The following is a 24,397-nucleotide window of genomic DNA, read 5'->3' as shown; positions in this document are numbered from 1 at the left end:
TCTCCCTCTTGAACATCTTTTATTAATAGACCTTCTTTATTTAAAAGAGTAAGAAGACCTTTTGTCGCGCCAGTTCCGCAGCAGCATGCCAATGATGAATAACAACACGCCTGCGTTTATGGCCAAATCGGCAATATTCATGATTCCCGAGCCTGATCCCCAGACAATAAAATCGGTCACTTTGCCATAAAACAACCGGTCGAACGCATTTCCCAAGGCTCCTCCAGCCAATAATCCTGCAGCCAGCTCCATCAGCTTACCGCTTATTTTCCCTTTGATCCGGTAATAAATCAGGCCCCCAACCACAATCAGAGCCAAATAAGCAAACCATTTGCCGTATCCTTGAAAAGAGCTGAACGCTGCACCGCTATTTTGATAATATTCAAAATGGAGATAAGGAGCAAGAACGCTACGATGCTCTCCCACCTCCATAAAAGTGCGAACCCACCATTTTGAGCCTTGATCGATCAGGACGACAACCAGTGTCAAGATGTAAAAAAACATGAGCCTTCCCCTTTCGTCCTCGTTCCGCCGTCAAGCAAATTAAAAGCAGGAAGGTACCTCCCTGCCTCCATATGCGAAGCCTTTTCTAACGGCTTTTGATCAAAAGTTCAACAGCTTCCTGCACAAGCTTTCCGGTTTCATTGCCTTTGGCTTGCTCTTCCAAAATGCATTGTTCCAGATTCACCGCCACGATGTAGGCCATGGCCTTGTCGGTAGCGCTCCGGACAGCGGATAGCTGCGAGATGACATCCTTGCATTCCTTGCCTTCTTCCATCATATGAAGCACGCCGCGAATTTGCCCTTCGAGTCGCTTTAAGCGCCGGACGACGTTGTCATCGTATATCATGTTCTTTCATCCTTTCTGCCCAAGGCCTTTCAGGCTTTACATCGCCATTTTTTATTGTTTCATGGTATCAAGAGCAGCATCGACTAAAGCGTCAAACAGGTCATCATCTTCTTCAAGAAGTTCGTCAGCCTTCAAAAACTCTTCTTCAACGCCGGAATCACCCGAGAAATTCAAAGAGTAATCCCATTGATTTTGCTTTTTGCTGAACAAAGTAATTTCATATGGCGTCTGATGTCCCGCAAGCGAAAACGTTACATGTCCAAGATAATGTTTCTCTTCATCCAGACTCATATCCGCCTTTATAATTTGAAATTCCATGCATTCATATCTCCTTTATTTCAACTTGATGTCTTTATAGTATACCATGTGCGGTATTCTTTCCATCCAAAGCGCACATATTTTCAATATGTCATCCGATTTAGTACAATACTAGACAGAGGATGATTGAGATCCCCTTTTAGAACAATTGCAGTATTAATCATAATTGGAGGTTCTAAGACCATGGCAGATTTTCAGGAAAATCTCAACAAATATGCCGATCTGGCTGTTAAAGTCGGCGTCAATGTCCAGAAGGGACAAATTCTTGTGGTGAACGCGTCGGTTGAGTCTGCGGGATTCGTGCGCCTGATAACGGAAAAAGCTTATCAAGCCGGGGCAAGCGAGGTTCGCGTGAACTGGAGCGATGAAAAAATCACACGGCTTAAATACGAGCATGCGGCGGATGGAGTGTTCTCCGAGCCTCCGAAATGGTATGCCGGCGAGATGACCGAGCTCGTGGAAAAAGGAGCTGCCATTCTGCATGTGCTTTCCGATAACCCGGACCTGCTGAAAGGCATCCAGCAAGAACGGATTGCCGCCAACAATAAAGCGCGTGGACAAGCCATGATGAAATACCGGGCGTATCAGCAAGCCGACAAATTCAGCTGGTGCCTGATCGCTGTTCCTTCGCCGCAATGGGCCGATAAAGTGTTCCCGGATGCGCCAAAGGAAGAACGCGTGCAGAAGCTCTGGGATGCCATTTTCCATACTGTGCGCGTCGATCTGGAAGACCCGGTCGAAGCTTGGAACAAGCACCTGGAGACATTGGATGAGAAATCCAAAACCCTGAATGAGAAGAAATACAAAAAACTGCACTACATAGCTCCAGGAACAGACTTGACGATCGAGCTCCCTGAAGGACATATTTGGGCAGCCGGTGAAAGTTTCAACGAAAATGGACATCGCTTCGTCGCCAACATGCCGACCGAAGAAGTGTTTACGGCTCCGCTCAAAACGGGCGTCAACGGTTATGTCAGCAGCACGAAGCCGCTCAGCTATGGCGGTAACATCATCGACCGTTTTACGATTACATTTGAAAATGGCCGCATCGTAAACGTCAAGGCGGAAGAAGGACAGAAAGTGTTGGAGCATCTTGTGGAAATGGACGAAGGTTCCCATTATCTTGGCGAGGTAGCCCTTGTGCCGCATCAATCGCCGATCTCGGATTCGAACATTCTGTATTTCAATACGTTATTTGACGAAAATGCCTCCAACCATCTGGCCATCGGCAGCGCATATGCTTTCTGTCTTGAAGGCGGCAAAGAAATGACCCAGGAGCAGCTTACGCAGCATGGGCTGAATTCTAGCGTAACGCACGTCGATTTCATGATCGGCTCCGGCGAAATGGACATTTTCGGAGTGACGGCGGATGGAACGGAAGAACCTGTATTTAAAAAGGGAAATTGGGCATTTTAAATGTTGACTTCAAAAAAACATCAATGCCGTTAAATGTTCGGCATACGATGGAGCCTTGGAGTCACGTGGAGTCTTTCCTGCGGTGCGGGAAAGGCTCCATTTGCATTGGTATGGAGTTTGTTTTGATATGGGTTGTTTTTGGAGTTTGTTTTGGGGCGGGTGTTGAAGTCGTGTGTTGGTGTTGTGCGTTGGAGTCGTGCGTTGGTGTAGTACGTTAGTGCCGTGTGTTGGAGTCGTGCGTTGGTGTAGTAAATTAATGCGGTATGTTGGTGTCGTGCGTTGGTGTTATGCGTTGGTTTAGTACATTAATGCCGTATGTTGCTGTCGTGCGTTGGTGCCGTGCCTTGGTGTAGTACGTTAGTGCCGTGTGTTGGAGTCGTGCGTTGGTGTTATGCATGTTGGTGTTATGCATTTTGGTGTTGTGCGTTGGAGTCGCAATGAGCAGATCGCACACGGATGCGTTGGGATCGCATGAAAGGACTGCACACAGCAGATCGTACACGTATGCGTTGGGATCGCATGAAAGGACTGCACACAAAACTCTAACGGACATAGCGGCCGCTAAGGAGGGGATTTACGATCATTTTGATTTCTAATGGACACAGCTGCAGCTATTTGGTGAAAATCCCGACTTTTACCCTTATTTCGAAGCAAATAAGAGCTGTGGTGACCGTTAGGATTCCTAAGTGGCTATTTTTAGCCATTTAGCGGCCGTGATGTCCATTAGAATCAAACATGGCCTGACGGTCACCACCATATATGAAAAATGGGACTTGCGTTCTTGCCCACTTTTTGAGGTACTTAAGATAGATGGATCAGAGGTCGGTTATATTTTGGAGACACACTCCGTGTTAGAATCGGACCCATTGCAACCACGAGAATCGCCGATTGTTACTACGAGTACGCGTATAAAGTGTCATCTTGTACAAGGTTGCATGATCTGTCTGTACAAATCTTGAAACCTCGAAAGGAGTTGTTCCTCTTGGATGCAATTTTGGAACGATGTGCCGGTCTAGATGTTCATCAGGATAACATCGTAGTCTGCTTGCTCTCCGGTCCGCTGGAGAAAAAGCCATCGAAAGAAATTCAAACATTCGGGACGACCACGAAAGAATTGCTGCAATTGCAAGAGTGGCTTCTGGCTCGGGAATGCACACATGTAGCTATGGAGAGCACAGGCGTGTACTGGAAACCCATATGGAACGTTTTGGAGGACACGTGTGAGTTGACCTTAGCCAACCCAACGCGTATCAAGAATGTTCCAGGCCGGAAGACCGACTACAACGATGCGGAATGGATCGCTCGGTTGCATCGCAGCGGATTAATCGAGAAGAGTTTTGTACCTCATAAAGACATTCGCGATTTGCGTGACTTGACTCGTTATCGGCGCAAGCTCCTCCAGAATGTGACCCAAGAGAAGAACCGGGTTCACAAGATCTTGCAAGATGCGAATTTGAAACTCACCACCTTTATGAGCGACATTTTTGGGGTTTCCGGTCGAGCGTTGCTTGAATCCATTGTCAATGGCGAGGTGCTCGATGAGAAGCAAGTTCGAGACATGGTCAAGTCGACACTAAAGCGTAAGGTCCCCAAACTCATGGAGTCGTTGAATGGACGATTACGCATCCATCACCGTAATATGATCCGAAGACATCTGGAGCATATTGTGTATCTCGAGAAGGAGATTGTGGAACTGGAAGCGGAAATCGATTCTCTGCTTACGCCTCATCACTTGGAAATGGAATTGCTGGACACCATTCCTGGGATCAACCATGATGCAGCGGCGAGCATCGTGGCCGAATTGGGTACAGATATGTCTCAATTTCCATCCGATGGGCACGTTTCTTCATGGGCCGGGGTATGCCCAGCCAATCATGAAAGTAACGGTAAAAAAAAAGAAAAAAGAACCAACGAGGAAGTAGAGGGCTAAAATCGGTTCTCTGCCAATGTAGTTGGGCAGCGATACGTAAGAAAGACTCACGGATCGCTGCGGTGTACTACAGGCTGGTCAAACGTATGGGCAAACAAAAGGCCATTATGGCGGTTTCACATTTACTCTTACGCATGATCTACGTCGTCCTTCGCGACAAAGTGCCTTACGAGGAACTGGGTGCAGACTATTTGGGTAAACGCGAGAAGACTATTGAGTACTGGATTCGTAAAATCAACCAGATGGGCTATAAAGTTGAGATTCATGAGCTGAATCTAACATAGACCCATATTTTGGAAGTTCAATCAAACAGAAACCTTTTTTTGCTTTGGCGCGCTTTCACACTTTAATGCGCGAAGTTATTTTTCGTATAAATATATGGTCGAATTATGAAGACAGAGTGCAAATTGTTGCGTTTGTGCATCTTTTTCTGACGTTGTATGGGTTGGAACGTCAAATTGTTGCGTTTATGCAACAATTTGATCATACATCACCTAAATACGCTCAAAAAGCGTAAAAAGCTTGCACTTCTGCAAGCTTTTCAACGAGAACAAGGCACACTGCTGAGAATAGATGCACTTTTGCAAGCTTTTCAGCGAGAACGAAGCAAACTACCGAGAATAGATGCACTTTTTGCAAGCTTTTCAACGAGAACGAAGCAAACTACCGAGAATAGATGCACCTTTGCAAGCTTTCAGCGAGAAAAAGGCACAATGCAAGAACAATGAAATTTATCAACGATCTCCATCGTCGAAAATCATCTTATGTTTAATAGCATATCTGTTTTCTTAACCCGATGTTCATCGAGCGGTTCAGCTTCGTCTAGTACGGATCGATAACATAACCGCGATTCCCCTAACACCTCCTCCAACTCAATCTTGCACAACCGCCATTCTTCTTATTGGCACCTTATCCCCGCGGCTTTTTACAACTTTAGGTTATTTTAAAACGTCTCTTCGAGACGGCCGTAAGCCTTAAGTGTAAGCAAACGGTCCACCGTAATCAAACCGCGCCATTCGGATGCATTGCCTTGGCTTATCGCCGGAAAACTGACCGTCCACCCTCCATCCTCCTGCTGGCTCCGGATCAGGTGATCCAAATGCCGCTCCATATCCGCCTCTGTTATCCACTTTTTCGCATAACTGTCCGGCGTCGGAGCCCAGTCCAGCACCTTATGCACGTAACCTTCCGCCTCGGGATCCAGTTCGATCGTTCCAGGCTGCTTCAGCCAATGATCCACGGTTTTCATCTCTGCTTCCGCCCGCTCCCGATCCGGTATATGCTCCAGAAACGCGATGCATTGAATGACATCATGATAATCCGCCGGATTGGCCCGTGGTATCTGCCCCCACACAAAATCCAAACTGCGCTTAAGCCATTCCTCATCTTCGTGTCCCGTTAACGCTTGCAGCTTGTACAAGAGCCCTAGCATACGCCCGGTCGGATTCAGCGATCCCGAGCTGTCATCATCCGTATTCCACCAGGGAGCGTGCGGATAGGCGTTGACCTTAACCGTTGCCCGCGGCAATCCTCCTGTTGCCCGCAGCTCCTGTTTAAAATAGCCTATAATCCCCTGCAGCATCCCTGGGTCGGCCATACCGATTTCGTCCATAATCAGCAGAGCAAATTCGGTGGCAATCGGCTGGCTGTCGGGCACGCGCATATCCGGCTCTAGCGCGCTGCCAAAACCGCCGTCCGCATTTTGATAGGCGCGAAGCGCATCCACAACAGGCTCCGGCCCCCCTTTCGCAAAGTGAAACTCAAACCGCCTACGGTCGAGCAGCCGTGCATTGGCATAGATAAAATCCCTTGCTTTCATAAACTGCGAACCGGTTAATTTCATAAAGTTCAGCCTCCTATTGTTGGAATTGTTTTTTAAAGTATGCAAACGCTCTGCTGCTGCAGTTGTCTTGAAGCCGCGCAAGCAATTGCTGCCCAGCCTCTTGTTTGGAACACGGAGCTTTCCCGATTCCATTTTGTTTCATCCAATGCTCTGTCGTCTCGTAAGCCGTGCTGCTCCAGCCGTTTGTTTCGCCGGCTTCATTCACTTTGGTTTTCACGCCTGAAATGACGATCAACATCGTTTCCTGAAGTTCAAGGACAGCCCGGTCGAATGCCTTTTTATCTTCCACTGCTTTCATGTGCGCCCGCTCGCGCAGCGCCCGGGTGTCGATTCCCTGGTCGATATCGATCAGCTGATACAGCTCCCATGCCGTTTTCGACAGCAAACCGTCTTGATAGCAGTTCTCGGCATCTCTGCCCATGCCCAAACAGGCATAAACCAAAGGAAACCATTCCGCCGAAATCAGAAAAGCCTTTTTCTTCATAAACTTGCCATAACCGGCCTTACCTTCATACGGAAACCGGGTTCTCCAGGTCCATGGATCATCCTCTTCGCCGCTGTGCCAGCTTTCTTTGCGGGTGATGCTTTCAAGCGAAGGAAATTCCGGGATACAAGAAGCTAACGGCAAAATCCCGATCCGCATGATATATTCCGCCGCCTCATCGTAATTTCTAATGATGGCCTCGCCTTGATTTGCTTCGTTCATGAATCAGCTCTCCTCTGCTATCGCATGATTATAATCGTTATACAGATCGCTTGCCCTTTGGCGGATTTCGGCCCGCAGTTTTTCCGGCATGATAACCCTGGCTTCACGTCCTAATGAGAAAAACAGGCTCACCACCCATTCCCACTCCTTTTCCGGCAAATGAAAGTCAGCAATCCAGAGCTCATCCCCCGCCGCTTCGATGCTTTCCCCAATATGCTCGTCCCGCTCGACCTGAAGCATTCCCTTATAGGTTAGCTCCGCGCGGATATGTATGCTCGTATCCTGATCCTGACTGCTGGAAAGTTTCAACTCCCGGAAATCCGCAGGTTCCTCCGCCTCCGCAACATCTTGAATCCGGTCGATCCGCAGCCTGCGGTCCTCCTGATGCGTATGCGAAAAACAGTCGCAATACCAAAAACCGTGAGCGGCAAAAATTTTATGCGGTTTAATCAACAATCTCCGGCGATGGTTCATCGATTGATAAAAAACGGACAGCCATTTTCCCTGTGCCGTCATCTTCAGCATCCATTCCAAATGCGGAATATGGTATACCCGTTTGGGAACTTCAATTTCCATGCTGTCCAGAAGCGGGTCAATGCTCTTTGACGTTTCATGCGGAAGAATGCTGCGGATTTTGTCCATTACGGACCAGCGCTCCCCGTTAAATGGAGTGTCGGTGTACCGCGTCAGCCCCTGCAGGGCAAATAACACGCATAAAGCTTCCCTGGAGCTAAGCTGAAGCGGCGGAAGCTGAAAGCCCTCCATCAATGTATATCCGCCATTTGGGCCGCTTGCCGCTCCAATCGGCACGCCGATCTCAGACAAGGTTTGGATATCCCGCAAAATCGTGCGGCGCGACACCTCCAGCTTCGACGAAAGCGCGGATGCCGTCTGGCTGTCATGCTGCAGAGCCATAATAATTGCCATCAGGCGGTCCATTTTTTTCAAGGCGCGGCACAACCTTTCGTAATATAGTCCAATCATAACATTCTATTAGTGACATCTTGCATGTCACCAATTATCGGCTCCCGTCAAAAAACAGTTATTTCCCTCCGGGATGAACTCGGGTTATAATGCGGTAAGAATGACATATCGGCGTCCTTCCCTCGAAAAAAGAGCGGCGTCAGACGGTTGTTCTAGCTTGTGAAGATAAGCCATACATTAATATTAACATGAGGTATCCATCAGCAAGAGTCCGGGAATAGCACATCAAGCCGCTTACTTTTGCAGACGAGAACAATGGATACAGCGGATGAAGGAGGAGAAGCCCCGTTATGTCCAATTTTTTAAACAAACTCAAACAGGGTGTGTCAGATGCGGGCAAAAAAGCTCAGCAAACCGTGGAATCCACGACATTGAAGTTTCAGGTATCATCCAAGGAAAAAGAAATCGAAAAAAATTATACAGAAATCGGACGGATTGTGTACCGTTCGCTTGAAACCCAGTCCAGCTTTGTACCCGGTGCCGAATTTGAAAAGTATCAAGAAGCTATTATAACTTTGGAAAAAGAGATTGAAGAGCTTAACCGGAAAATTCAGCTTTTGCAAAACCTTAAAGAGTGCGGATGCGGTAAAATGCTGCAGGCAGACGCTTCATATTGTCCGTTTTGCGGACAGCAATTCCAAACGATCGTGGTGCAGCCCGCCGCCGTACAAGCGGGGCATTCAGAAAAAGCGATATTTTGCCCAAAATGCGGCGAGTCTGCCACTCTTGGCGACCATTTCTGCCGCGGGTGCGGATTCCGCTTAACCGAGTAACGAAAAACTTCCTACACATTTTCCATAGAAGACAAACCGCTTCTAGCTTTTATCGGATTTTTTCTTTTCTCACCGTGCGCAGACTCCCAGCGCCCGGCGTGACGTTGCATGATGAAGGTCCACTTGCGGTATAAGGGACACCTTCCCCAAAGTATATACGCATGATCCAAAAAACCGCCCTTCCAACTTCGGAAAGGCGGTATATTTTTGCTGCCGTTAGAGAGGTTGTTCAAAAAGTCCGCTTTTGACAAGAAAACCAATCGAGGTCAATCCAACGATGAAGGGCCGCATTCAGCGGTAGGTTTTCTTGCGATATGGAATTTCATCAGCTTTGAACACGCACTTATAGTTTTCGAAATTGCTTAGTTCTCGCGTTTGATTGCATAAAACGAGCTTGTTTCTTCCCATCTTTCGCCAGGCTCTAGGCCGATCAGCCCGATTTCCTCCGCAGGCAATCCTGCGATGTTCGGTGCATTCACCAAATTGATTTGCGGCTCAGGGCAGAAAAACTTGCCGCAGGCGCCATTATTCCAGATCATCCAGTATTTATAGGATGTACCGACGTCATAAACAAGCACGTCCCCCGTCCGGTGATCCGTCAGTTCCATCCGGTTGCGCCCATTTTGCGGGCTGGCGGTGTAATGATTATCCATAGACGCAAAATATGGGCTGACCCCGTCCGTTTTCATCAGCACTTCTTCCCGGCTAAGCGGCTGAATCTTTCCTGTCGGCAGCATCCGCTCACTCATTTCCCGGCGCTCGCCGATCGTCATTTTAAATGTATAATCCGACGCTGAACTTCCCGGCACAAAAGGAGCGTTGATCGCCGTATGGAAAGCCAGCAAATTCGGCATTCTTTCCCGGCCGTCGTTGCTGACGGCAACCTGCTGATGCAGACCTTCAGCGTTCAGCGTATACCGGAGGGTGATCGTAAATTCAAAAGGAAAATACTGCTTATACAGATGCCCGTCCCTTACCTTTTGCGAAATGATGACCACGCTTTCATATCCGTCAGCTTTCATATAATCAACGGACCATGGCAGCTGATGCATGAAACCATGCAGATGGTTGCCTTTGTCCGTTTCGTTCACCGGAAGCTCGTAGACCTTGCCTTCCCAGGCGAATTTCCCTCCGTCATAACGGTTAGGCGGGAATAGTACCGGAATGCCGTACACGCCGGGATTCGCTTTGAAATCTTCCATCTCTTCCGCTTCGGGCTCGCGCAAATACCGGAATCCGTTGTCGGTATCCCGGAATAAAATCAGATTGCCCCCGTGCTCAGGCAGCAATGCCGCCTCATATCGGCCATGCTTAAGCCAAATGGCGCGTGCGCCATGAAATTCACCTTCAAATGCCGCATTTTCTGTGCCCATGATTGCCTCCCACAAGATATGAAATGAACTGCTTGTAACCTAATATACCATATAATGCCGCGCCATTTTCAGAAAATATCGTGAAGTTCGGGATATTGCAAAATACCCCTTGCTGCGATCCGTTGAATTTTTGCGAAAAGTCACTTTTCCGGATTGGAAACAAGAAGGACGTCCAGATCCCGGGCCAGTCGGATCAGCTCTCTGACGGCTTTGCGTCTCCGCAGCTTTTGTCCCGCCGGTATGCCTTGACCGATGATGATTTGCGTCGCTTTCACGCGGCTTGCCTTATCCATCGCCAATCGGGGAATGCTTTTCCATGAATCCGCTGGAGCGGCTTCGAAGAAACCTCCAAAACTCTCGGTCAGCTTCCGGCAGGCATCTGCTTTTGATTGAGTCTCTTCCCCGGGTGCGGAGCCCAGAAAAATAAAATTGACGTGCAATTCAGCCTTCAACCGGTACGCTATCCGAAAGCCCCGGCGGATCAGACGCTCGCCGCTTGATCCAGGCAGTATGCAGACATAAATGGATTCCTCTCTTCGCCAGGGACCACGCAAGGAAAACTGTCTTTCCCACGCTTCCAATCTTTCATCCACATCGTCGGCGATTTCACGCAAGGCCAGCTCCCGCAAAGCTATTAAATTCCCTGTTTTGAAAAAGGAACCTAACGCCTGCTCGACTTTATCCGCCGCATAGATTTTCCCTTCCCGCATCCGCTGTTGCAGCGATTGGGGCGTAACATCGATCAATTCCACCTCGTCAGCCATCGACAGCACAACATCCGGAACGGTCTCTCGGACACGGATGCCCGTAACTTGTTCCACCGCGTCATTCAGGCTCTCCAAATGCTGTACATTCACGGTAGTAATCACGGATATCCCATGCTCCAGCAAAGCCAATATATCTTCATACCTTTTTGCATGCATGGTGCCGGGAACATTGCTGTGCGGCAATTCGTCCACAAGCACAAGCTCCGGATTTCTTTCGAGGATCGCCGTGATATTCATCTCGCGCAGCACGGTACCCTTATAAGGAATTTGCAGCGCGGGTATAATCTCAAGATTCTCCACCTGTGCCGCCGTTTCCGCCCGCCCATGCGTTTCCAGCCAGCCGATCACGACATCCACGCCTTTGCGCAGACTCTCATTGCCTTCCCGCAGCATCGTATAGGTTTTGCCGACACCGGGTGCCGCGCCGATATAAATTTTGAAACGTCCCCGCTTCATCCGCTTGACCTTCCGATCCATCTCTTCCTTGCTAAGCCTGTGGTATTGGCTTCCATGCTCACGGTTCCGGCGTCTTGCCGGGAGAATCCGCGGTTCTCCGTGAGCCGTACGGTCCGCTACCCAGAAGATGTCTAACCTTTCAGCCCTTTTTAAAATGCCATCCGTAACCGAACCCTGCCAAAATTCCTGCCAGCGGCTTTTTTTCGAATGCCCTAATACGATGCGCGTCACCTTTTTATCCAAAGCATAACGAATCATCTCCGCAGCAAATTGGCGCGTTGACCTTAAAGGCAGCTCCTCTAGGGTTGCGTCCGTTTTTTGCGCCATTTTATGCAGGGAACGTTTGAAATTCTCCTCATCTTTTGACAGCTTTCGCTTTGGCGGCATAAAAACGATAACCAGCAGATCCCCGTTAAGCCGCTTGGCGATTTGCTGCCCTCTGCGGATATAAATCGAGCCGTTCCAATGATACTGGGCCGACACCAAAATCCGCTCCGACGCGCCAGAAGGACCCTCCAGACCAAGCTCTTCGCGGTGTCTCTCCAGCGTTGTGTTGACATCTTCCGCCATCAGCCGCAGCGATAATTCACGCAGAATGGCAAGATCCTTGCGGGTAAACAAAACGGTATCCGTGCTTTGTCCCAGATGGCCCTCTCTCAGCCTCGTAATAATCGTTTCCGGCGTGACGTCAATCAGCCTTACTTCATCAGCCATTTCCAGCGTTTCGATCGGCACCGTCTCTCTGGCCTCCATCCCGGTCCATTTTCTCGCCAAATCATGAACACCTTCAAGCTCGTACACATTCAATGTCGTAATGACGCTAATCCCTTTTTCAAGCAAAAATGCAATATCTTTGAGCCGGGTGGGAAATCGGGCCTCCTTGCGGTTCCGGTGCGCAAGCCCGTCGACGAGGACAACCTCGGGGTTGCGCGCAAGCAGTCCCTCCAAATTCAAATCCTTGAACTCTTTCCCGCGATCTGTCCAGTGAATGCTCGGCACCCGTTCCAAATCGGCGAGCTGCTTTACCGTTTCCGGGCGTTTCAGCGTGGAGACGGCGCAAATGACCACATCAACCCCTTGGCTTTTCAGCATTTGGCCTTCCCGCAGCATATGATAAGTTTTGCCGCTGCCGCTGACGGCCCCGATCAGAATTTTTAGGTTGCCGCGCTGGAGCTTACGGATTTCCTGCAAAATTTGTTCTGGCGTTTTTCTTTTATATCCATCCATCATGTATAACGTCTCCCTTGCTTGCAGCTCTTTGAAATGAATCGTACGCCCGAAACGCGCTGAATGTAAAATGGTAGACGGCTTTTTAAAATCTTGTAGGCTTCAATCATCCGGATTATAGGCTTTTTCCTTAATCAAACGCATATATTTGGAACGTTAGCGTCTTTTAGCTTCAATTATCTTATTTTGCGTCATTTGTTTTCCTAAAAATTTTAATGGCAAATATTAGTCCAAATATCCACAAATCATGTAAAATAGTATCTAAAAGAAAGCGTCTATCGACGTAATACCACGGAGGACAGACCGCTATTTGCAGTGGTTTACCTTGCGATATCGGGATGCGTATCTTAAAGTGTATGCTTTCTGATGTTTTAAAGACAGACGGGGGTTTTGGGGAAGGGGAATATCATGTCTAATATGATCCGGCTTCTGACAACAACGGACTTTAGTGATATCGAAGAAAAGTTGCAAGAAGAAATATATTATGAGTATTATGATTTCGCCTACGGGATGATATTTTATATCGTAAAAGATCACGCAGCGACCGAAGACATCATACAGGAAGCCTTTATCAAAGTGATCAAAAACAAGCCTGTATTTGAAAACGAAGGTAAGCTCAGGGCCTGGTTGAAGGTCGTGACCAAAAATACAACCATAAATTATTTGCGAAAAAATAAAAACTACCGTAACCAATTGGATGTTGAAGGTGTTTTTATGTATAAAGAGGAAATTGTTCAATCTCCACTATCAGTAGAAAATGCGGTAGAAACCAAGCTGATTGAGGAATCTATCATGGAATATTTGCAGCAATTAAAACCCGAATATCGCATTTTGATTGAATACCGCTGGAAACGTGGACTGAGCTACAAAGAAATTGCGAATTTGCTGGAGCTGAGCGAAGATGTTGTCAAGCAACGTCTCTTCCGGGCTCGCGATAATATTAAAAAAATGCTGTTTAAAGAGTGGGGGATTAAGGATGAAAAGCGAAAAATTTGAAGAATGGTTTGATGTCGCCTTCGAGCGTGCGGCTTCTTCCTCTTCCCTGACATCCGATGAAAACAAGCAGGCATCTTGGAAAAAGGTTAAAGCACAAATCGAGCAGGTAAACCGTAAACGCAGACGCAGACGCCGGATGCAGCTCAGCGGTATCGTAGCCGCTTCCTTTATTGCCGGAGCTATTTTGTTCAGCCCTCCGGGCGTAACCAAAGCGATCTCTCCGATTGTGAAATCCGTTGTTGATTTGGGAAATGGCATGCTTGGGATCGTGGTGAAGAATGGAGATGTTCCTTCCAATGTCGTGTTGCCTCAAACGGAAGATCCAGATCAATACCTGAATCAAGACAAGGGAGATAACAATAAAGAATACCTGAACTATGCCAAAGTCAGAAAAAGTGAAGGCGCTCCGCTGAATTTGGAAGAATTGCAGGTAAAACTCTCCTTCACGCTGCCTGATTTGCAACAAATACCAAAAGAATATCATTTTGACAGTTATACCGTCTCCTATCCTATGGAAGAAGGCGGTAAAAACGATAAAGTTATGCTTAAATATACTGACGAAGAGCAGCATGACCTTTGGATCCAACTCATGAAGTTAAAACCCTTCCAGGCAACGATGACAGAGGTACCTATGGATACGGAGAAACTTAATCTGAATAATGACGAAGCATATTATAGTCCAGGCGTATATAACCAATTGCTAGGATTACACGATAACCTTACCATTCAAATCGGAAGCGATCTACCCAAAGAGGAATTAATTCGTGTATATGAAGCCATGATGCAACCACATGATTAAGACAAAAAAGAAGGCAAACCGAACAGGTCTGCCTTCTTTTTTTCAAAATTAATAGACAAGGGCACTTTTTGTAGACTCAACGCTTTGCTCATACCAGCCATTTTTGGTAACCGAATGCGTGCAGACAACCCGGTAATAAAATCCTTTAATGCCGGTAAACACCGCATCCCCAACAACATAGTCAGTCGAATTTCTGGTGAAGTTCGTGCTGGTAACATCCACCCATGAGGTTCCGGTGTATCTTTGAAGAACAACATGGGCTTGAATCGTATCAACAGTCGTGGTTGCTGTCGTGTCGGCGTTAACACTTAACTTCCCATTGCCGATAGCTGAAATATACGCATTCCCGGCAGCCAAGTATTTATAATTTCCGCTAATGCCTAACGAGTTGAATTCTTGAGGTGGAGGTGATGTGAGAGCGCCAGGCTCTTTCACTGCAGAAGAAGCTGAAGGATCGTCTACGGCATAAGGTTCGGCTCCCACCCCGGATACCAGCAGCATGCTGAGCGCGGAGAGGGCAACGGTCATGGATAATAGTTTGCGAACATTGGATTTCTTCATACTATCACCTGTCCTTTAAAATGGTTAATATTGGGATACACTTCATATAACGTTTTAAAAGCGGACAAGTTACGACATTTTACAAAAAAATTTTTTAGAGTTCGGCTCAACCTAAAAATTCAGTGGTTGACGGCTCGTTCCGTCAGATTTCACACAGACTATGCACGTATACAATGAAAGAACAAGTTCCCTTGTTCAACTGTTTTTCGTTACACCTAATATATTCAAAAGATCATTAAGAATAATCTTAGCGACATTTTCAGGTTCTAAAGCAGCATTAATAACTTTGTAAATATCGCTTTTCTTAGCCAAAAGCAAATAGCGGTCACGAGCAGTGTATTGAAAAGTTAAGTCAAGCTCCTCGAATTTATCGCTAATTCCATTTCGTGCGGTTGAACGTTGAGCTGCAATTACAGGATCGATATCCAGAATATATACCCTGCTCGGTTCTAACTTATTAGTTGCATATTCAGTAAGTTTCATCCACTGTTCAAAATTCAAATCGCTTTTTTGAAAGACAAAGGTTGAAGCAGCATGACGATCTGAGATTACATGCTTGCCGGCATCCATTGCCGGTACAACTACCTTTTCAATATGGTCGCTTCTAGATGCACTCATAATCAGTGCCTCCGTTCTAGCTGAAACCTTATAACTGTGTAGTATGTTCCATAGTGCTAAACCGACGTCAGTGCCTCGTGGCTCCTCTGTAATTATATACGGTATGCTGAGACTTTCTAAATCACTTTGGATTGCCTTTAAAACTGAAGTTTTACCGCTGCCATTAATGCCTTCAACCGCTATAAAAAAACCTTTTTTTGACATTCGAGTTTAAACCTCATTTCTTTTAATAAGCAAAAATAAAATTTTAGTGTGCCATTTAGGAAACCTTGTCTAAAATTCTTGATAAATGACCTTCATTTCGTGTTTATCTGACATAATTTATTATATGACAGTTAAATTTTCCCTTCTATTACAATTTTCAAAGAATTCTGATATATTAACTCATTCGATATCTAAGCTGCACAACGTTTATTTGAATAAAATTGCATGAATCCATGTTTTCAAACGTGCTCGAAGCAGTATTCTTCTGAGCGATTTTCAATTCCCTCCCTACTCCCTGTTTATATTGTTATATAATAGAATGTATCGATTTAAGAAGGGACTGATTCTGATCATCAATAACGAACAAGATGTCATTCGAATCGTTCAAGAAGATGCTTGGATGATGGATGTTCTTCGCATCGCCCAAACGCTTCGGCTGCCGGATTGGTGGGTTTGCGCCGGTTTTGTCCGCTCGAAAATTTGGGATGTGCTGCACGGTTATTCGGAGGCTACGCCGCTGCCGGATGTGGATGTCGTTTATTTTGACCCGGACTGCACGGATGAAGCGGTTGAAAAGGAGCTGGAGAAAAAGTTGTTTGCTATCAATCCCCATATTCCCTGGTCCGTTAAAAACGAAGCTCGCATGCATCTGATCAACCATATGCGGCCCTTTACTTCATCTGTTGATGCCATCGCCCATTTTACCGAAACGGCAACTGCGCTTGGCCTCACCATGAATGAGGATCAACAAATCATTTTGACCGCCCCCCATGGGATCCAGGATGCGGTCGATATGGTTGTGAAACCTACACCCTACTACCTGCAATCGCCGGACCGCGCACAAATCTACGAAGGACGGGTGTCCAAGAAAAATTGGAGCCAGGTTTGGCCGAAATTGACGATCGTACATATACAGTAAGCATATCTCTGGGTCTGCCAAGAGGGGCTTTTTCGCCTAAGACCGTTATCATTTCGCTTCAGTGACGATGTGCGTATAAACGTCTTGAAACTTGAAAGAGGCCTCCGTTGGTGGAGACCTCTTTTACAAATTTATATGTTTTTCCCATAGAACTTGACTTCAGGGTACATGTTGCTTGGTCCATTCAGCAGCGTTCCTTTGATTCCCTTCAAATGTTCGTCGAAGAATTCGACCACATAGCGGTCGACGATCTCCGCCCCTCTTTTGCCATCGATCTTCCCGGCCATTCCCGTCCAACTAGCCAATCTGGTGAACATCTGCAGATCCGTAAAATTGTAATGCCCCGCGCCATCAATCAGAAGCAGATTTCCTCCATGCTGTGACGCTTTTTTGGAGATGGAAAGTTCTGATGAAAGATGCTGTGCCACAGTTTTCTCCGCATCCGATCTCGCAATATATTCTTCCGTGCTGCTAAGATAGTCCTCTGCCCTCATGAATAAAAAGGGCTTGCTGATTTGCTTTCTTTTCGTCGCTTCAAAAAGCGTTCCATCCATATCGATTCCTGCTTTGACCCGGTCATCCGAGCTGACGACATCAAAAGCCGTAGCCCCTCCAAAGGAATGTCCCATCATTCCGATATGCTGCAAGTCGAAGATCCCTTTTAGACCGCTAGAAATCTCCCCGGCATTGATCTTTGTCAGTTGATCGATCACAAACTCTGCGTCCTCTGCCCATACTTTGCCCACTTCGCTTGCTTGCTGGAGGAAATTTTCTCCGTCCATGTCCGTTGTATAACCTGTTACTCTACCATCGGGAAAAACCGTCGCCGTCGTGCTGTAAGTATGATCAATTGTTGCAACGACATAACCGTGACTTGCCAGCGTTTCTGCCTGCGAAGCATGGAGCGTCATGCTTGTCCCCATTCCGTGACTGAGAATAATGAGTGGGTATGGGGCTGCTCCCTGCAGTGCTTTAGCTCCTGAATATGCGTGAGTATTAATATACTTGAAGTATCCCAAAGTCCATTTGGGAATGCCCATCTGTTTAGTATAAGCACCGATGAAATTGTTAAAATCCCGCTCTCCTTCCGGGAAAAGCGGTGCCGGACGGCCGCTTGTTTGTTCTTCTGCAGGATACCACACCCGTACCATCAATTCTCTCGGATCATCGGGATTGTCTGCAAACACTCCTTTCCGGTTCTGATCCACGAAATGAAATAATTCGGTTCCCACCTTATATTTACCGGTTGGTTCCGGGAACTGGAATACGGGCAAAATCACCGATAAACTGATGGATACGGCCAAAAGCAGCATCGAAGCAGCATAAAAGCCGTATTTTAACACCCGTTTCCCCATTTTCGACGATTGCGGAGATTGTTCTCTCCATCCAGCCGCCGCATAACATAAAAGCAACGCGGTTAGGACGTAAACCAATCCCATCTGCCATCGGTATCCCTCCACGAACAAATGAATCAGCAGCAAACCGATGCTAATGGTGCTCAATAGGGCTGTTACTGCTTTTTTTCGAGCTGATGTTTTGAAAAAGACCAAATAATTCAGCATAAAAAGACAAGATACAGCCAGCAATATTTCAAATAATCTCATAGTTCCCCCTTACAAATATTGGTTATGTACTTGCTAATCCAGCTAATCTATAACTAGTATATAAGGCGAAGTTTAAAATCCGTTTCCGTTGACCTTAAAAAATTTTAAATATGACTCTATCTGTCTTTCATACCCTACCTATAACACTCCCATCCCATCCCGCCTCCACGCTTTACAGTAATCGCATGACGGCAGCCACCAAAAAAGCCGCCCCAAAATTGGAACGGCTTCTTCTTCAATCCGGTATTCATTTTGAACTAGGCCAAGTGGCAGGCCACAAAATGTCCTCCGCCAGCGTCCCGGAATTCAGGCACTTCTTCTTTGCAGCGGGCCACGGCAAATGGGCAGCGCGTATGGAATTTGCATCCGGCCGGGGGATTCGCCGGGTTCGGAATATCCCCTTTCAGCACGATCCGTTCGCGCTTCAGCTTCGGAACCGGAATCGGTACCGCGGACAGCAGCGCCTTCGTATAGGGATGGAGCGGATTTTTGAATAGTTCATCCCGTGATGCCGTCTCCATCATAGATCCCAGATACATGACGCCGATTCGGGAGCAAAGATGCTCCACGACACTCAGATCATGGGAGATAAACAGGTATGTCAGTCCACGTGTCTCCTGAAGTTTGCGGAACAAATTGATAATTTGGGCCTGAATGGATACGTCCAGGGCCGATACGGGTTCATCCGCGATGATCAGATCCGGATCCAGAATCAGCGCACGGGCAATTCCGATCCGCTGGCGCTGCCCGCCCGAAAATTCATGCGGAAACCGGTCGATATGATAAGCAGACAAGCCGCAAGACTGCAGCACCTCCAACACGCGATCGCGTATCTCATCCTTGGGCACTAGACCGTGATCCAGCAGCGCTTCGCCAATGGCATCCCCCACCCGTACTCTAGGGTTAAGCGAACTGTACGGATCCTGGAAAATCAGCTGCAAACTTGGCCGGATCTTGCGCATCTCCTGGGGAGATAGCCCATACAGATCCACGCCTTTAAACTTCACTTCACCATCCGTTTTTTCCGTCAACCGAATAATCGTTTTGCCGACGGTGCTTTTTCCGCTGCCGGATTCTCCGACAAGCCCGAACGTCTCCCCCTTTTGGATCGTAATACTGATATCGTCGACGGCTTTAACATGGCCAACGGTACGGTTCAGCAGCCCCTTCTGGATTGGAAAGTATTTTTTCAAATGGTTCACTTCAAGCAAATCTTCAGGCATGAACAAACGCCTCCTCATACAGCCAGCAAGCGGCCTTCTGATCCTCTGAAACTTCTCTTAGCTGAGGCTGCTTCGTTCTGCAAATGTCCATGCAATGCTCGCAGCGGTCATGAAAATAACATGACTCCGTCAACTCAAGCGGATTCGGCACTTGACCTGGAATGGAATAAAGCTCATCCTGGCGCTGATTAATGACGGGTTTGGATTTGAGGAGTCCTCGCGTATAGGGATGTTTCGGAGAAGAGAAAAGCTTGACGACCTCGCCCTCTTCCACGATTTTGCCCGCATACATCACGATCACGTAATCCGCCATTTCAGCTACGACGCCGAGATCATGGGTAATCAGCAGGATGGACATATTCGATTGTTCTTTAAACTGGCGGAGCATATCCAATATTTGCGCCTGGATGGTCACGTCAAGCGCGGTGGTCGGCTCGTCGGCGATCAACAGCTTCGGGTTCCCGGATATGGCAATAGCGATCATGATCCGCTGCAGCATGCCGCCGCTCAGCTCATGCGGATACGAATCCACAATCTGCTCCGCCCTGGAGATCCCCACCTGCTCGATCAGCTCTATGGCCCGTTCACGAGCTTGCTTTTTACTCATTTTCTGATGAACGATTAACGGCTCCATGATCTGTTCTCCAATCTTCAATACCGGATTCAGCGAGGACATGGGCTCTTGGAAAATCATCGAAATATCGTTGCCGCGAATCGTGCGCAGCTCATTTTTACTTAACTTAAGCAAATCTTTTCCGTCAAAATGGATTTGGCCGCCCACAACCTTGCCGCCAGGTTCCTCGACCAGCCCCATAATGGACATCGCGGTTACGCTTTTGCCGCAGCCGGATTCCCCAACGATGCACACCGTTTCCCCTTCGCGTACGCGCAGGCTGACATCGTCAACGGCTTTGACTTTCCCGCCGCCGGTATCGAAATAAGTGCTGAGATGGTCTATTTTAATTAAATCCTTCATTGTAACTCTCCCACCTACCTCTTCTGTTTCGGATCAAGAACATCCCGGAGGCCGTCACCGAAAATATTGATTGCAATGACCGTAGCAAAAATAGAGAAGCCCGGAGGAATCCACAACCACGGACGTTCCTGGAAATCGATCAGATTGTTTGCGGCGTCAATCATGTTCCCCCAAGTCGGTGTCGGCGCCATCACCCCGAGCCCGAAAAAGCTGAGCACGGATTCGCTGAGAATCGAGCCGCCGATGTTTAAAGTGGCAATAACGATCAGTAAAGGCACGATATTCGGCAGCAAATGGTGAAACAGCTTGCGGCTGTCGCGCAGTCCCAGCACGATCGCAGCCTGCATAAACTCGCGTTCCCGCAAGCTGAGCATCTGCCCGCGTATCATTCTGGCAAGCCCCGGCCAGTTCACGAATCCCAGCATAAACATGACGATGTACATCCGGTATTCCGACGGCACCTTCCATTCGGACAATAAAGCGCCAAAGATAAAAAGGATCGGCAGACCGGGAATAGTCAGCAGCAAATCCGCAATCCGCATAATGATTTGATCGACAATGCCTCTGTAATAACCGGCAATAGCCCCAAGGAGCGATCCGATAAATACGGAAAGCACCATCGACGCGAGCCCGACTGTCAAAGAGATACGGCCTGCCTGAAGCACGCGGGTAAGCACGTCTCTCCCAAGGGCATCCGTTCCAAGCCAGTGTTTAAGGCTTGGCGCTTTGTTCATCATCGCCATGTTCACTTTATTATCTGTGTACGGCGAGAAAAATGGCCCGATAAAACAAGCCAAAAACATCATGATAACGACCACCAACCCCGTAATCGCAAGCTTGTTCTTAAGCAGCCTGCGCATCGACTGCCGGAAAAGGGATGAGGATTTCGCGGCGGCGGTTCCGGCCCCGATCGCCCCGGGCAGCGGTGTGCTGTTCAGTGACATGAAATATTTCCCCCCTTCTAGTGCAGCCGGACGCGCGGGTCGGCGATATGATACAGCACGTCTGATAAAAGCGTTCCAATGACCGTCAGTATGGCAAGCATCATGGTAAAGCCCATCAGCAGCGGATAATCCCGCAGGCCGAAGGATTGTATGTACAGCTGCCCGATACCCGGCCAGTTGAAAATTTTCTCGATGATCAGCGAACCGCCGAACAAAGCCGGCAGCTCAAAGCCAACCAGCGTAATCGCCGGCAGCAGCGCATTGCGCAGAGCATGTCTGAACAGGACTTTGCTTTCCTTCAGGCCTTTGGCCCGCGCCGTGCGGATGTAATCCTGTTTGATGACATCGATCATGTTGCTGCGGAAGTAACGGGTCAGCGAACCGATGCCAAGCAAGGTCATCACGACAACCGGAAGGGTCATGTGGCTGATGACTTCTTTAATGTAGGCCCAGCCCGTCGCGTTGCTGCCGGTAGTCAGCATGCCTCCGGGCGGCAGCCATTTCAGATCGACCGCGCATATTTTGATAAGAAATAAACCGATAAAAAACGATGGCAAGGACATCGCCGCAAAAATCAAAATCATCACAACCGTGTCAAACCAGGAATATTGCTTGTAAGCAGACACAACCCCTATGATGACGGCAACAAACCAGGTCAAAAAGGTTGAAACGATCGCGAGCAGAAAGGAGTTCCAGATATATTCGTTAAAAAGCGTCAATACCGGCTTTTGTTGGGCGAGAGAAAAACCAAAATCCCCGTGCAGCGCATTTTTCATCCAGATGCCATACCGCTCGAGCACCGGCTTGTTCAATCCGTAAATTTCTCGCAGTTCGGCTTTGCGCTCGGGACTTAGCTTTATATTGTTGCTGATGAAGTCCCCTGGCGTCAGCGCATACAAACTAAAAATCAGCAGGGATGCGGCGAGCAGGATAATCAGCATATAACTGATCCGTTTTGTCAAATAAGCGCTCATCATTTTCCTCCTAATCGCATTGTCCCCCGTCCGAAGCCAAAGCCGCTTCGGAAGCGAGGGACGTAATCAATGTGACGGATTATTGCGCCGGCTTCAGCGACCAGTCCGGAAGACTGTTGGCCAAACCGACAAACGGACTAACGCTCAGGTTATCGATCCGTCCATTATAGCCATAGACGGTTTTCTTATAGTTGGTAAAGATAATCGGAAGTTCATCGTTTAAGAGCTGAAAGATTTCCTTGTAGACTTGTTTCCGCTGCTCGATATCGGACGTAGCCAAACCTTTTTCATACAATTCTTTAAATTTAGGATTGTCGTAGCCTTTGATCTCGCCGTCCATGAATTGCACGATGCCATCCGATGGATCGGTCAGCATCGGCGTCGAGAAGGACACAAGATCATAGTCACCGCTATCCACTTTGGATACAAGCGAGTTGAAGTCGGCAAAGACTTCAGGATCGAATTTTACGCCAAGTGCCTGGAAGTTTTCCTTGGCCACGGCGATGAAAATGTCAGACTGTTTGCTTTTGGACCCCAGGTAATGGATCACGAGCTGTTTGCCGTCTTTTTCGCGAATGCCGCCTGCTCCTTCCTTCCATCCCGCTTCCTCCAGCAGCTGCTTTCCTTTTTCCGTATCGAATTTATATGGGTTGATGCCTTCCTCCGTGTAGGCCCAGGAAATCGGGGAAGCAGGAATGTTCGCGATCGAACCTGCGCCTTGGTTGGCGTCGACGTAGATGCTTTGACGATCCAGTCCGTAGGCAAGCGCCTGGCGTACCTTTTTGTCTTTGAGCGCTTCATGCCCCAAATTCACCTGCAGGTATCCGTAAGTGCTTGGCGTGTATGGAATGATGTTGACAAATCCAAGGCTTTTCAGTTTTTCGATATTTTCCGTCGTTGCACTGAAGGAGGCATAGTCTACCTCGCCAGTTTCAAGATACTGCCATGTATCGCCTTCGGAAGTTTTGTATATAAAATGCTCCGTTTTCGGTTTGCCTTTATAGTAGTTTTCATTCGCGACAAAGCGGACTTCTTGACCCGGGATGAATTTCTCCAGTTTGTAAGGACCGCTGCCGACCGGACTTCCGTGGAGTTTCTTGATGTAATCCAGCTGCCCGAACTTATAATCCTTGCCGTAATAAGCTTTGGACAACACTTTGTCCCCCAGCATGACAAGCGCCGTTGCATTAGGCTTCTCAAGCGTGACCGATATCGTTTGCGGATCGATGACCTTGATGCCTTCAATGGTCTTGGCTTTGCCTTCTTTATAGGCCTCGGCTCCTTTGACAGCCAGCGTTGGCACCATGGAATCGCCGTCATAGGCTTTATCGAACAGAATCGTCCAGGTAAAGGCGACATCATCTGCGGTTAACGGGGAACCGTCGCTGAATTTCAAATCCTTGCGCAAATGGTATGTATAGGTAAGCTGATCGTCTGAGACATCCCATTTTTCCGCCAAATCAGGGATTGGAAGCCCTTTTTCATCTACAGTCACCAAGGAACTGAACAATAACGAGTTGACATTGCCGTCATATCCGCTTTGGGTAAAATATGGCGTAAACGCCCCGCTTGGGTCCGTCAACCCAACAATGATCGTATCCGTGCGCTGCTTGGCAGCAGCAGGAAGCTTCGACATATCGGCTGCAGTATATGGCTCTTTTAATCCGGATTCTCCGCCCGGGGCCTGAGCCGGTTGATCCTTAGATCCCTGCTCGGTTGTAGACGCGGTGTTATTGGTTGGCGCTGCCTCTTTCGAATCGGAGCAGGCCGACATCAACAAGGAACCGGCTATCAGTAAGGATGTTAATAAAAAGGCGCCCTTCTTCATAAACTATAAAACCTCCCATAATCGATTTGCATCACATATCATATTTTCATATATTCCTATGCGATAAGTATGATTTAATATGATTAGTGTTTATTATAGGGAGCATTT

Annotated in this window: 23 protein-coding genes; 7 read left to right on the top strand and 16 right to left on the bottom strand. The window is 47.8% G+C overall.

Going from position 1 to position 24,397, the window contains the following annotated elements; all coding sequences use genetic code 11:
* Positions 1–36 precede the first annotated feature (36 nt).
* The 3 genes from lspA to L6442_RS14330 all read right to left on the bottom strand — a co-directional run bounded on the left by lspA (position 37) and on the right by L6442_RS14330 (position 1,168).
* On the bottom strand, positions 37–504 hold the full coding sequence (lspA, locus tag L6442_RS14340; RefSeq protein WP_212981274.1) for a signal peptidase II: 468 nt from the start codon (positions 502–504) through the stop codon (positions 37–39).
* Positions 505–589: 85 nt separating this feature from the next.
* On the bottom strand, positions 590–850 hold the full coding sequence (locus L6442_RS14335; protein ID WP_194230857.1) for a metal-sensitive transcriptional regulator: 261 nt from the start codon (positions 848–850) through the stop codon (positions 590–592).
* Between the two features lie 51 nt (positions 851–901).
* Positions 902–1,168: a hypothetical protein gene (locus L6442_RS14330; RefSeq protein WP_194230858.1), complete on the bottom strand. Its 267-nt coding sequence runs from the start codon at positions 1,166–1,168 to the stop codon at positions 902–904.
* Between the two features lie 183 nt (positions 1,169–1,351).
* Between L6442_RS14330 and L6442_RS14325 the strand changes: the two genes are divergently transcribed.
* The 3 genes from L6442_RS14325 to L6442_RS14315 all read left to right on the top strand — a co-directional run bounded on the left by L6442_RS14325 (position 1,352) and on the right by L6442_RS14315 (position 4,798).
* Positions 1,352–2,584, top strand: a complete 1,233-nt coding sequence (locus L6442_RS14325; RefSeq protein ID WP_212981275.1) for an aminopeptidase — start codon at positions 1,352–1,354, stop codon at positions 2,582–2,584.
* Between the two features lie 982 nt (positions 2,585–3,566).
* The gene (locus L6442_RS14320; protein ID WP_237099960.1) at positions 3,567–4,514 is read left to right on the top strand and encodes an IS110 family RNA-guided transposase; all 948 of its coding nucleotides are present in this window, start codon (positions 3,567–3,569) and stop codon (positions 4,512–4,514) included.
* A gap of 62 nt (positions 4,515–4,576) precedes the next feature.
* Positions 4,577–4,798 (top strand): hypothetical protein, encoded by a 222-nt coding sequence (locus tag L6442_RS14315; RefSeq protein WP_237099961.1) that lies wholly within the window; start codon positions 4,577–4,579, stop codon positions 4,796–4,798.
* Between the two features lie 659 nt (positions 4,799–5,457).
* Here the strand turns inward: L6442_RS14315 and L6442_RS14310 are convergent.
* From L6442_RS14310 to L6442_RS14300, 3 genes are read right to left on the bottom strand one after another with little or no spacing between them, the layout of a single operon-like run.
* Positions 5,458–6,357 carry a prenyltransferase/squalene oxidase repeat-containing protein gene (locus L6442_RS14310; protein WP_212981069.1) on the bottom strand — a complete coding sequence of 300 codons (900 nt, stop codon included), beginning with the start codon at positions 6,355–6,357 and terminating at the stop codon, positions 5,458–5,460.
* Positions 6,358–6,370: 13 nt separating this feature from the next.
* Positions 6,371–7,063 (bottom strand): AlkZ-related protein, encoded by a 693-nt coding sequence (locus L6442_RS14305; protein ID WP_212981068.1) that lies wholly within the window; start codon positions 7,061–7,063, stop codon positions 6,371–6,373.
* Positions 7,064–7,066: 3 nt separating this feature from the next.
* Positions 7,067–8,002: a helix-turn-helix transcriptional regulator gene (locus tag L6442_RS14300; RefSeq protein ID WP_237100387.1), complete on the bottom strand. Its 936-nt coding sequence runs from the start codon at positions 8,000–8,002 to the stop codon at positions 7,067–7,069.
* A gap of 335 nt (positions 8,003–8,337) precedes the next feature.
* Here L6442_RS14300 and L6442_RS14295 point away from each other — a divergent pair, with 335 nt between their 5' ends.
* Positions 8,338–8,820: a zinc ribbon domain-containing protein gene (locus L6442_RS14295; RefSeq protein WP_194235536.1), complete on the top strand. Its 483-nt coding sequence runs from the start codon at positions 8,338–8,340 to the stop codon at positions 8,818–8,820.
* Between the two features lie 362 nt (positions 8,821–9,182).
* On the opposite strand, the gene L6442_RS14290 is transcribed toward L6442_RS14295, so the two are convergent.
* Positions 9,183–10,193 carry an aldose 1-epimerase gene (locus L6442_RS14290; RefSeq protein ID WP_212981066.1) on the bottom strand — a complete coding sequence of 337 codons (1,011 nt, stop codon included), beginning with the start codon at positions 10,191–10,193 and terminating at the stop codon, positions 9,183–9,185.
* A 140-nt stretch (positions 10,194–10,333) separates the two neighbouring features.
* Positions 10,334–12,643, bottom strand: a complete 2,310-nt coding sequence (locus L6442_RS14285; RefSeq protein WP_212981078.1) for a histidine kinase — start codon at positions 12,641–12,643, stop codon at positions 10,334–10,336.
* 408 nt (positions 12,644–13,051) lie between these two features.
* Between L6442_RS14285 and L6442_RS14280 the strand changes: the two genes are divergently transcribed.
* Together L6442_RS14280 and L6442_RS14275 are read left to right on the top strand one after the other, a co-directional pair.
* Entirely contained in the window at positions 13,052–13,639 is a 588-nt protein-coding gene (locus L6442_RS14280; RefSeq protein ID WP_194235538.1) for an RNA polymerase sigma factor, read from the top strand.
* Positions 13,620–14,438, top strand: a complete 819-nt coding sequence (locus tag L6442_RS14275; protein WP_212981065.1) for a hypothetical protein — start codon at positions 13,620–13,622, stop codon at positions 14,436–14,438. The genes L6442_RS14280 and L6442_RS14275 overlap by 20 nt, the downstream gene beginning before the upstream one ends.
* Positions 14,439–14,486: 48 nt before the next feature.
* Here L6442_RS14275 and L6442_RS14270 read toward each other — a convergent pair whose 3' ends face one another.
* Positions 14,487–14,999, bottom strand: coding sequence for a hypothetical protein (locus tag L6442_RS14270; protein ID WP_212981064.1), 513 nt, complete (start codon positions 14,997–14,999; stop codon positions 14,487–14,489).
* A gap of 195 nt (positions 15,000–15,194) precedes the next feature.
* Positions 15,195–15,821 (bottom strand): dTMP kinase, encoded by a 627-nt coding sequence (gene tmk, locus L6442_RS14265; RefSeq protein WP_212981063.1) that lies wholly within the window; start codon positions 15,819–15,821, stop codon positions 15,195–15,197.
* 319 nt (positions 15,822–16,140) lie between these two features.
* Between tmk and L6442_RS14260 the strand changes: the two genes are divergently transcribed.
* On the top strand, positions 16,141–16,740 hold the full coding sequence (locus L6442_RS14260; RefSeq protein ID WP_237100316.1) for a nucleotidyltransferase family protein: 600 nt from the start codon (positions 16,141–16,143) through the stop codon (positions 16,738–16,740).
* Between the two features lie 131 nt (positions 16,741–16,871).
* On the opposite strand, the gene L6442_RS14255 is transcribed toward L6442_RS14260, so the two are convergent.
* From L6442_RS14255 to L6442_RS14230, 6 genes are all read right to left on the bottom strand, one after another.
* A complete protein-coding gene (locus L6442_RS14255) occupies positions 16,872–18,344 on the bottom strand; it encodes an alpha/beta hydrolase family protein (protein ID WP_212981062.1) in 1,473 nt (490 codons plus the stop codon).
* 257 nt (positions 18,345–18,601) lie between these two features.
* The gene (locus L6442_RS14250; RefSeq protein ID WP_212981061.1) at positions 18,602–19,567 is read right to left on the bottom strand and encodes an ABC transporter ATP-binding protein; all 966 of its coding nucleotides are present in this window, start codon (positions 19,565–19,567) and stop codon (positions 18,602–18,604) included.
* A complete protein-coding gene (locus L6442_RS14245) occupies positions 19,560–20,543 on the bottom strand; it encodes an ABC transporter ATP-binding protein (RefSeq protein WP_194233977.1) in 984 nt (327 codons plus the stop codon). The genes L6442_RS14250 and L6442_RS14245 overlap by 8 nt, the downstream gene beginning before the upstream one ends.
* A gap of 14 nt (positions 20,544–20,557) precedes the next feature.
* Positions 20,558–21,487: an oligopeptide ABC transporter permease gene (opp4C, locus tag L6442_RS14240; protein WP_212981060.1), complete on the bottom strand. Its 930-nt coding sequence runs from the start codon at positions 21,485–21,487 to the stop codon at positions 20,558–20,560.
* Between the two features lie 17 nt (positions 21,488–21,504).
* A complete protein-coding gene (locus L6442_RS14235) occupies positions 21,505–22,461 on the bottom strand; it encodes an ABC transporter permease (RefSeq protein ID WP_212981076.1) in 957 nt (318 codons plus the stop codon).
* Between the two features lie 79 nt (positions 22,462–22,540).
* Positions 22,541–24,289 (bottom strand): ABC transporter substrate-binding protein, encoded by a 1,749-nt coding sequence (locus L6442_RS14230; protein ID WP_212981059.1) that lies wholly within the window; start codon positions 24,287–24,289, stop codon positions 22,541–22,543.
* Between the last annotated feature and the right edge of the window lie 108 nt (positions 24,290–24,397).

This window comes from Paenibacillus azoreducens, from assembly GCF_021654775.1.
Lineage (GTDB): Bacteria > Bacillota > Bacilli > Paenibacillales > Paenibacillaceae > Paenibacillus_AQ > Paenibacillus_AQ azoreducens.
The sequence above is the reverse complement of the archived record's forward strand: the minus strand, read 5'-3'. Positions and strand labels throughout refer to the sequence as shown.

What these genes read in the sequence shown, in the direction of transcription:
- L6442_RS14260 (WP_237100316.1), top strand. Translation starts at nt 16,141, where the DNA reads ATGTATCGATTTAAGAAGGGACTGATTCTGATCATCAATAACGAACAA.
- L6442_RS14245 (WP_194233977.1), bottom strand. Translation starts at nt 20,543, where the DNA reads ATGAAGGATTTAATTAAAATAGACCATCTCAGCACTTATTTCGATACC.
- tmk (WP_212981063.1), bottom strand. Translation starts at nt 15,821, where the DNA reads ATGTCAAAAAAAGGTTTTTTTATAGCGGTTGAAGGCATTAATGGCAGC.
- L6442_RS14295 (WP_194235536.1), top strand. Translation starts at nt 8,338, where the DNA reads ATGTCCAATTTTTTAAACAAACTCAAACAGGGTGTGTCAGATGCGGGC.
- L6442_RS14280 (WP_194235538.1), top strand. Translation starts at nt 13,052, where the DNA reads ATGTCTAATATGATCCGGCTTCTGACAACAACGGACTTTAGTGATATC.
- L6442_RS14300 (WP_237100387.1), bottom strand. Translation starts at nt 8,002, where the DNA reads ATGGACCGCCTGATGGCAATTATTATGGCTCTGCAGCATGACAGCCAG.
- L6442_RS14285 (WP_212981078.1), bottom strand. Translation starts at nt 12,643, where the DNA reads ATGGATGGATATAAAAGAAAAACGCCAGAACAAATTTTGCAGGAAATC.
- L6442_RS14335 (WP_194230857.1), bottom strand. Translation starts at nt 850, where the DNA reads ATGATATACGATGACAACGTCGTCCGGCGCTTAAAGCGACTCGAAGGG.
- L6442_RS14250 (WP_212981061.1), bottom strand. Translation starts at nt 19,567, where the DNA reads ATGCCTGAAGATTTGCTTGAAGTGAACCATTTGAAAAAATACTTTCCA.
- L6442_RS14255 (WP_212981062.1), bottom strand. Translation starts at nt 18,344, where the DNA reads ATGAGATTATTTGAAATATTGCTGGCTGTATCTTGTCTTTTTATGCTG.
- L6442_RS14230 (WP_212981059.1), bottom strand. Translation starts at nt 24,289, where the DNA reads ATGAAGAAGGGCGCCTTTTTATTAACATCCTTACTGATAGCCGGTTCC.
- L6442_RS14330 (WP_194230858.1), bottom strand. Translation starts at nt 1,168, where the DNA reads ATGGAATTTCAAATTATAAAGGCGGATATGAGTCTGGATGAAGAGAAA.
- L6442_RS14290 (WP_212981066.1), bottom strand. Translation starts at nt 10,193, where the DNA reads ATGGGCACAGAAAATGCGGCATTTGAAGGTGAATTTCATGGCGCACGC.
- L6442_RS14275 (WP_212981065.1), top strand. Translation starts at nt 13,620, where the DNA reads ATGAAAAGCGAAAAATTTGAAGAATGGTTTGATGTCGCCTTCGAGCGT.
- opp4C (WP_212981060.1), bottom strand. Translation starts at nt 21,487, where the DNA reads ATGTCACTGAACAGCACACCGCTGCCCGGGGCGATCGGGGCCGGAACC.
- L6442_RS14325 (WP_212981275.1), top strand. Translation starts at nt 1,352, where the DNA reads ATGGCAGATTTTCAGGAAAATCTCAACAAATATGCCGATCTGGCTGTT.
- L6442_RS14270 (WP_212981064.1), bottom strand. Translation starts at nt 14,999, where the DNA reads ATGAAGAAATCCAATGTTCGCAAACTATTATCCATGACCGTTGCCCTC.
- L6442_RS14235 (WP_212981076.1), bottom strand. Translation starts at nt 22,461, where the DNA reads ATGAGCGCTTATTTGACAAAACGGATCAGTTATATGCTGATTATCCTG.
- L6442_RS14310 (WP_212981069.1), bottom strand. Translation starts at nt 6,357, where the DNA reads ATGAAATTAACCGGTTCGCAGTTTATGAAAGCAAGGGATTTTATCTAT.
- lspA (WP_212981274.1), bottom strand. Translation starts at nt 504, where the DNA reads ATGTTTTTTTACATCTTGACACTGGTTGTCGTCCTGATCGATCAAGGC.
- L6442_RS14305 (WP_212981068.1), bottom strand. Translation starts at nt 7,063, where the DNA reads ATGAACGAAGCAAATCAAGGCGAGGCCATCATTAGAAATTACGATGAG.